The 8471-nt window shown below is 56.8% G+C and carries 5 protein-coding genes; all 5 read left to right on the plus strand.

Annotation, left to right across the window (positions count from 1 at the left end; genetic code table 11):
• The first annotated feature begins 172 nt into the window (after positions 1-172).
• The 5 genes from HZB60_02065 (at position 173) to HZB60_02085 (ending at position 8348) form a co-directional block, all read left to right on the plus strand.
• A complete protein-coding gene (locus HZB60_02065) occupies positions 173-1666 on the plus strand; it encodes an amidophosphoribosyltransferase (protein MBI5058548.1) in 1494 nt (497 codons plus the stop codon).
• Position 1667: 1 nt separating this feature from the next.
• The gene (locus HZB60_02070; protein MBI5058549.1) at positions 1668-2306 is read left to right on the plus strand and encodes a CDP-alcohol phosphatidyltransferase family protein; all 639 of its coding nucleotides are present in this window, start codon (positions 1668-1670) and stop codon (positions 2304-2306) included.
• A gap of 595 nt (positions 2307-2901) precedes the next feature.
• Positions 2902-4122 carry a DUF4136 domain-containing protein gene (locus tag HZB60_02075; protein ID MBI5058550.1) on the plus strand — a complete coding sequence of 407 codons (1221 nt, stop codon included), beginning with the start codon at positions 2902-2904 and terminating at the stop codon, positions 4120-4122.
• A 108-nt stretch (positions 4123-4230) separates the two neighbouring features.
• Complete coding sequence (locus HZB60_02080) at positions 4231-5631, plus strand: cysteine--tRNA ligase (protein ID MBI5058551.1); 1401 nt, start codon at positions 4231-4233, stop codon at positions 5629-5631.
• Positions 5632-5882: 251 nt separating this feature from the next.
• The gene (locus tag HZB60_02085; GenBank protein MBI5058552.1) at positions 5883-8348 is read left to right on the plus strand and encodes a hypothetical protein; all 2466 of its coding nucleotides are present in this window, start codon (positions 5883-5885) and stop codon (positions 8346-8348) included.
• Positions 8349-8471: the final 123 nt, after the last annotated feature.

Here is an 8471-nt window from a genome sequence, read left to right on the forward strand (position 1 = left end):
TTTAATAGCCGCGACCGGGAGAGGAACGTGTCAGGCTTCGGAGCTGCCCACCGCGCTTCGTGGTGCCCAACTCCTCATCCATCCTAAAGATACTCATACCTTTGGGAACTTGCAAGCGTGGGTATCGGTTCGAGCCCGCGGTCTTCCCTGACACATTGACAATCTCTGATCCATGCTGTATATTCATAGGTTTGGAACGGAACCGGAGGACCCCATCGAACAACACGACAAACCCCGTGAGCAGTGCGGCATTGCCGGCATCTTCGGCCATCCGAACGCTGCCGAGCTGACCTACCTTGCGCTGTACGCGCTCCAGCACCGCGGCCAGGAATCGGCGGGTATCGTGGCAACTGACGGCAGCGGGCTCTATGACGTCCGCGGGATGGGCCTGGTTGCCGACGTGTTCAACGATCACAGTAAGTTCGCGACGCTGCGCGGCAACCGGGCCATCGGCCACGTGCGCTATTCCACGGCGGGCGGCTCCAATGCGGCGAATATCCAGCCGCTGGTGGTGCAGACCAAAAACGGCCCGCTGGCGATCGCCCACAACGGCAATCTGGTCAACGCATTGGTTGTCCGTCGCGAGCTCGAAGATGACGGGGCGATTTTCCAGACCGAGTCCGATACCGAGCTGTTCGTTCATCTGATTGCGCGCAGCCGCGAAGCTACGCTGACCGGGCGAGTCGCTGAAGCCGTGAGGCGGGTGACGGGCGCGTTCTCGATTGTCCTGCTGTCGCGCGATGAGATGGTGGTCGCCCGCGACCCGCACGGATTCCGACCGCTTTGCCTGGGGCGGAAGGGCGACGCGGTGATCGCCGTGTCCGAGACCTGTGCGTTGGACCTGCTCGACGCGGATTATGAGCGCGATATCCGGCCCGGCGAAATCGTGACCTACAGCGCGCGCGGGACCGAAACGATGCAGTACTCCGACACGAAACTGCATATGTGCGTGTTCGAATTGATCTACTTCGCGCGACCGGACAGCCGGGTCTTCGGAGATTCCGTGGATCGCCGCCGCCGCAAACTGGGCAAGATCCTCGCGGAAGAGGCGCCGTGTGACGCGGACATTGTGATCAGTGTGCCGGACTCATCCAATACCTCCGCAATCGGCTACTCCCGTCGCAGCGGAATCAAGTTCGAAATCGGTCTGATCCGCAACCATTACATTGGACGTACATTCATCAATCCGTCACCGTTCATGCGCTCGTTTAATGCGCGGATCAAGTACAATCCCGTCGTCGGAGTTCTGAAAGACCGCCGCGTGGTGCTGGTGGAGGATTCGATTGTGCGCGGGACCACGCTCAAAAAGCTCGTCGGCGTGATTCGCCGGGCCGGGGCGAAGGAAGTGCATGTGCGAGTGGCGTCGCCGCCGGTAAAGTGGCCGTGCTTCTACGGCATGGACTTCCCCACGCGGAAGGAGTTGATCGCGGCCTGGGCCAAGCCGGAACAGATCAAAGAGTACATTGGGGCCGATTCGCTGCGCTACCTGTCCGAAGCGGGGATGTTGCATTCCACGCATGATGATCCCGATCGCTACTGCGCGGCCTGTTTCACGGGCAAATACCCGGTACCGTTGACCGAAGCCCAGTACGCCACGTTGGGCACCGAAGCCGATAAGGACTGGGCGCGAATGCAGCTCGACCGCGTGCTGCGAAGTGTTGAATGAGATGAACCCGGAAGCCGACAGACCGCTCCAGCGCTCGCCGCTGCCGATGGGACGGCAGGCGACGAAGCACGCGCGCAGAATCCTGACCTCGCCGAATGTGCTGAGCGTGGGGCGGCTGTTGCTGTTGATTCCCCTCTTCATGTTCCTGCGGCGCGGACGCGAGGGCGATGGCAATTTCTGGGCGATGGTGATCATGGGCATCGCACTGCTCAGCGACATGCTGGACGGCCTGATCGCGCGCGTGTTCCGGCAGGAGTCGGAGTGGGGGAGAGTGCTCGACCCGCTGGCGGATAAGATCTGGCTGGACAGTCTCGCACTGTTTCTGGCGTTGCCGTGGCGGGAGAATCCGCTGCCTTGGGCGTTTCTCGCTCTGATGATCGCCCGCGACGGCGTCATTGTGGTGGGCGCTTTCTACATCTACCGGCAGACCGCGGAGGTCGTGAAGTCCAACATGTTCGGCAAGGTGGCGATGGTCGCCGAAGCCGTGACGCTGATTTCCTATACCGTGGACTGGGAATCGACCACGGTGACATGGCTGCGGCCCGAGCTGTTCATGTGGATTACCATTTGCCTGATGTTTCTTTCGAGCTTCTCGTATGCGGCCAAGTTCCGGGCCGCACTGGCCGCCACCCCGCGCTGACTTTGAAATCCTGAGCACGCGATAAACGGACGGCGGCACCGGAACGGTGCCGTTTTGCATATTGACTCGATTTGTCATGCCTTCCTCGGCGGCACTTGGCGTCAAGTGCCCCATTGGGAGAGCGTTCGGCACACTCGCAGTTTATCAGTTAGGCGAGTATCGTCGAAATTGTCATTCTGAACGTAGTCTTCGTAGTGAAGAATCTTTGAAAGTGCATTTCTGCCGCGATTCAAAGACTGAGTCGCCGAAGACGAATTCGACGTTTAGAGATTCTTCAAGCCGCGAACTTCTGAAGACGCGACTTTCAGAATGACAATGGTTAGTGCCGTTACTGAATTCAATCGTGGCAAAGGGCTAATCATTCTTCCCGACGGGCACATGGAGACATGTGCCGCCAAGAACCGACCCAAGTTGCATTTCTTCACTGTTAGATAATTTGTCTGTGGAGGAGCTGCCCATGATAGACCGCATGTTTCGGACTGCGTTTAGATTTGTCCTTATTGCGAGTGCGATACTTGCTGCTGGTCCAATTCTCTCGTCCTGCGCAAGCGCACCGCCGAAACGTGTGGCATTGGTACGACAACCCATTCCACCTTTGGATATCAAGGTCTATCGCGCACCGGATGTGGACTGGTCAAACTCTTCGCAATTTAGTCTTGAGCTTCAGGAAGTGGGAAAGCCGGAAACCTCTCGCAACCAGATTCTCGAGGAGTATTTGTTATTACAGGTTACGGAATGCCTTCAGCGCATCGGCTATCGGGAAGAAAGTGCGAAACCGGCCGTGAAGATACGGCTGTATTTTGGCGTGAAGGAAGAGAAGATCGAGACGAACCTAACCTATGGTTTTAGCTTGACTGAGAGGGCTGGCGTGTTCAATACGCGGTACCCTCTTGCCGCAGGTATTTGGAGCACCGCAAGCATTGCTGCAACGTCATGGATGGTTCGGTCCACTACAGAGACCACACCGGTATATGTCGGTGAGATCAGTGTCGAAGTGTTCGATCTCAGCGGGACAAGGCAGCTTTGGCGAGGCGATGTTCGAGCTAATCTTTCGACTGACGACATTAGAACTGCAAGTAATTGGATGATACGTGAGCTACTCTGGCGCTTTCCAGCGCTGGACTATCCTGCTGTACACGTCCTCGAGTTGCAGCCCGAAGAGTTCAACCTGTTTTGGAATCAACGTATAAAGGGCAGAGAATTTTATTCGCCCGGCCAACGTCTTCCAGTGACTCTTGATTTCGCTGGATGGAAGGACACTGGAGACGACGGGGATAGTTCTTTTGGATACATACAGAAGGAGATCGACGAGTCCAATGCCGCTTTCGAAGAAACAGCGGAGGGCAGGCGAATTCTGAAAGTCGAGCGAGCCAAGGACCCACTGACTGGAGCGCATAGCATGGTGGGGACTGAAGCGCGTCAGGAGTATCGCAGAGAAGTCTATGATTTTCCGGCTGCGTTTGAGGAGTGGGTACGAAGAAACGCTCGAAACATGGTGGCGGTTACAGATCTACTTCAGACTGCCCCGTGGTCCGCAAAGGATAGCAATGGTGTCGTTTTCGCCGGCAGGTACTTCGTCGGGAAAGACGAGACCTGCACCACTATTGCGATCAAGGCAGTTCCGATTACGTTCCGAAGCTTGTCCAAGGCAACAACGATCTATGACTACAAGAAGTACTACATTACGACCATTTGGGTGATGAAGCCGGATGACTTCCGGCGGAAGTGGAAAGAGGTAATCGATCAGCGTGAAATGGCGTTTGGACAGATGGACCATGTTCCATCTGAACCATCGCTCGCAATACGGGTTCAGTAGATTAGCGGTTGACCAAAGTTTTTCCCGATGGGGCACATGGAGACATGTGCCGCCAAGAGTATTCCGAAATCAGAGCGCACGCAGTGCGGCTCTACTAAACAATAACCCATGGCCATTCGCATCTACAACACCTTGACGCGGCGCGTTGAAGAATTCGTGCCGCGTGAACCCGGAAAAGTCGGCATGTACACGTGCGGCCCGACGGTCTATAACCGCGCGCACATCGGCAACTTCCGCACCTTCATGTTTTCCGATCTGGTGAGGCGCTATTTGCGCTACCGCGGCTATGAAGTCACGTGGGTGATGAACTTCACGGACATCGACGACCGCACGATCACCGGTTCGCAGAAAGAGGGAATTCCGATGCGGGAATTCACCGAGCGCTACACGAAGATCTTTCATGAGGACCGCGAGACCCTCGGAATCGAGCGGGCCGATATCTATCCGAAGGCGACGGAACACATTCCCGAGATGGTGCGGATTGTCGAGCAGCTCAAGGCGAAAGGACTCGCGTACCAGACCGACGGATCGTGGTATTTCAAAGTGACGGCCTTCCCCGACTATGGCAAGTTAGCGCGGCTTGATGTCGAAGGCCTGCAGCAGGGCGAACGCGTGGCGGGCGATGAGTATGCAAAGCACGATCCGCGCGACTTCGCGCTCTGGAAAGGGTGGGAGCCGGTGGATGGCGATGTGTTCTGGGAAACCGCGGTGGGCAAGGGACGGCCGGGGTGGCATCTCGAATGCTCGGCGATGTCGCTGAAATATCTTGGCGAGGAGTTTGACATTCATCTCGGTGGCGTCGATCTGATCTTCCCGCATCATCAGAACGAAGTCGCGCAGACCGAAGGTTGCACCGGCAAGCGACTCGCACGCTACTGGATGCACTCGGAGTTTCTGATGATCGAAGCCGATAAGATGTCGAAATCGCTGGGGAATGTCTATTCCATCAGCGATGTGGTTGAGCAGGGCTATGTACCGCGGGAGATCCGCTTCGCGCTGATGGGGACGCACTATCGGCAGCAACTGAACTTCACGGTGGACGGGTTGTTGACAGCGCGGAACTCGCTGGAACGGATCGACGCGTTCCTGCGGAATCTCGAGTTTGCCACGGGCGGCGGCGGGATTGATGAGGTGACGGCGGTGCTGGACCGCTGCGAGAAGCAGTTTCAGGACGGTCTCGACGATGATTTCAACTATGCGGAAGCATCGGCGGCGATCTTCAATCTCGTGCGGGATGTCAACTCACTGATCGCGTCAGGGAAAGTCGGAGAGCTTGAGGCAGAAGCCGTGCATAAAGTTATGCGGCGAATCAACTCCGTGGTGGATTGGGTGTATCCGAAGCAGGTCGAATCCGGCGACGCGGAGATCGATGCGCTGGTGCTCGCTCGCGATGAGGCGAGACGGTCCAAGGATTGGAAGGAGGCCGACCGGATTCGCGACGAGCTGGCGGCGAGGGAGATCATTCTCGAAGACCGTGGCGGGAGGACGGTGTGGAGGAGGAAGGGATGATTGCGGATAGATGATCTATGATAGACGAGTTCGGAGATGTTGTCAAAAACATTTTTTGCCCAAACGAACTGGTTTACCCTTTGAGAATCAGAAGCTTGTACGTTTTTTGTCGAGTCAGATTGCGTCGCCAGGCAGGGCCGATGGATGAACGATGTTAGATGATAGATGAGGAGTCGGGAGTTGATCACGACCCACTTGGACGCTCATAATATACGAAACTTTGGTCAAAAAGTCAATAGCTGTGGCTTAAAATGCACAAATCGCTGTTCATCCTGATGTTGGCCACCTTGGCGTCAGGTGCTCCGCAGAATGGGGCACATGGAGACACCCACGTGAGTGGGATCGTGCCGCCAAGCGCAGAGCTTTCGCCGTCCATCTTCTTCGTCGCCAATGAAGGCCAGTGGGACGAGCCGTTCGCCTTTAAGCTCAGCGCGGGAGCCACGACCTACTATGTTACGAACCAGGGCCTGACTATTGACATCCGGCAGTATGACCGAACGGCCAGAGCCGCGTCGGGTCTCCGCCCACATCCTGTGGGGGGATTAAGGGGGGAAGAGGAGCCCCAGCCAGCATCGGTTCGTGGTCACGTCCTGAAAATGAACTTCGTGAATCGGCTCTCCCCCCACTCTGTGGGGGGACTAAGGGGGGTCGATAAGCTCGCCAGCTACAGCAATTACTTCTTGGGCCGCGACTCGTGCAAGTGGCGGAGCAGAGTCGGGCATTATCAGCGCGTGATGGCGAAGGATGTGTGGAACGGAATCGATGTGGAGTTTGTGGCCAACGAGCAGGGGGTGAAGACGAACTACCATGTTCAGCCGGGAGCGGATGCGTCGCAGATTGTGATCGAGTATGAAGGGCTTGACGCACCGCTACGAGTTGATGGTTCCGGCAATTTGGTGCTCGCAACTTCGCTTGGTAACCTCAAAGAGCAAGCACCGTGGGCGTATCAAATTGATGGTCGTCATCAGCGGGATGTGGGTGTGCAGTTTGCCGTGCTCAACCCCAATCGCTACGGCGTCATTACCTCATCCCTTGACGCGAGCAAGGAGCTGGTGATTGATCCACTGGTTTACAGTACGTACTTTGGCGGGAACTCTTGGTTTGAAGGCGGGATTCGAGAGCTTGCCCTCGACAGGTTGGAACAGCCAGTGGTGGCTGGCGTTACGTCGGCAGTGAACTTTCCGATAACCCCGGGAGCCTATCAGACTCAGTTGTCATCAGACTCGAGCGACGCCTACGTAACAAAGTTCGATGTGGACGCACGGAATCTGCTCTTCTCGACCTACCTCGGAGGTCACCGCGAGGATTCCCCCGATTACCTGGTAGTCGATACTGTTGGCCGACCTTACGTCGCTGGCACGACCTGGAGTCCAGACTGGCCTCACTCATCAAATGCAGCGGACACGATGTTCGACGAGGTTCGGGAATGTTTCCTGGCCCGGCTTTCCACCGGGGGAGACGCCCTTGAGTATTCGACTTTCTTTGGGGGATCGACACTCGACCAAATCGACGCCATGGCGATTGACTCCACGGGCGTAGTATGGTTTGGGGGAACGACGCTTTCGCTGGACCTGCCAATATCTCCAGATGCCCTTATCACCGAGCCGGGTGACGGTTTCTTCTGCGCCTTTGACCCTCAGGCGGCAAGTATCTATTACATCAGCTATTTCCCGGCACACATCCTCAGGATCGATCCTCTGGCCGGATCCAGAGTTTGGCTTTCGGGAACGGTTGAATACCTGCACGAGGTTCCTGTAACCCCCGATGCATACCAACTGGTTAGCCACGGGGCGGATGACGACGACTACGATTCGGAGGGTTTCTTCGCGCGCGTTGTTGTCAACACGTCGACCGTGGAGTACTGTTCCTATGTCGGCGGCAGTGGTGGAGAGCTTGTCGCTGCTTATCCGCTGGACGCTTCGCGAATTCTAGTCTATGGCCGAAGCAACTCAGCGGACTACTACGTGACGTCCGCTGCGTTTGATACTTCGTTCAACGGTCAAAGAGACGGCATCTTGACGATCATTGAACTTCCATCGACGTTAGTGGCATCCACCTATATCGGGGGTCCATGGGATGATCGCATAGTCGGGACGGCGTGTTACGTCGACCCGAGCGGTCGGGTCGTGATTGGAGGCTACACCGCGCTCGGATTTCCATGCACACCGGATGCCATGGATTCAGTGACTGAACCCGGCTGGGGCGACGGCTTTCTCGCTCGCCTGTCGAGTGATCTCTCAACTCTTGAGTACGGTACGGTCATCGGCGGCGACCAAAATGAGTTCGTGTTTGGCTTGACCGGCACGGGCTCTGATACGGTTTGGCTGGCGGGTTTCACGTTATCACCCGATTTTCCGGTAACACCGGACGCCTACTCGACCAATCCATTCGCCGGATGGCTGATGCGGTTCGCGCTGCCACCGCTGTCGGCTGTCGAACGCGAACTCCCCACGCAATTTGCATTCGAAATGCTCGCCTACCCGAACCCGTTCAATTCGAGTGCTCGACTGAAGCTCAAAGCCCCCTATGATGTGGTCGGATGGCTAAACGTCTTTGAAATCAATGGGCGGAGGGTCCTATCGCGCAGACTGTACTTGCCGAGCTCCCGTGAAGTGGAGATCAATCTCGATCTTTCCGGGCTGCCATCCGGAGCATATCTATCCACCTTCAACTGTAATTCAACTGCTCTTGCGGAAAAGCTCTTCTTGATTCGCTGAGAGGGGCTTTTTTCCACGCGGCGTTATGTGTCGGCATGTGCCCCGCTCGGGAGGACTTGCTGACGGCTCGCTTCCCGACATGCGGTGCGGTTCAGAGGTCGGGTCGTGGACCCGCCCCTACGG

The sequence above is a fragment of the candidate division KSB1 bacterium genome (assembly GCA_016214895.1).
Classification (GTDB): Bacteria; Electryoneota; RPQS01; order RPQS01; family RPQS01; genus JACRMR01.

Bases quoted from the DNA above. Each gene is read 5' to 3' on its own strand.
- HZB60_02065 (MBI5058548.1), top strand. From the start codon at position 173: ATGCTGTATATTCATAGGTTTGGAACGGAACCGGAGGACCCCATCGAA.
- HZB60_02070 (MBI5058549.1), top strand. From the start codon at position 1,668: ATGAACCCGGAAGCCGACAGACCGCTCCAGCGCTCGCCGCTGCCGATG.
- HZB60_02080 (MBI5058551.1), top strand. From the start codon at position 4,231: ATGGCCATTCGCATCTACAACACCTTGACGCGGCGCGTTGAAGAATTC.
- HZB60_02085 (MBI5058552.1), top strand. From the start codon at position 5,883: ATGCACAAATCGCTGTTCATCCTGATGTTGGCCACCTTGGCGTCAGGT.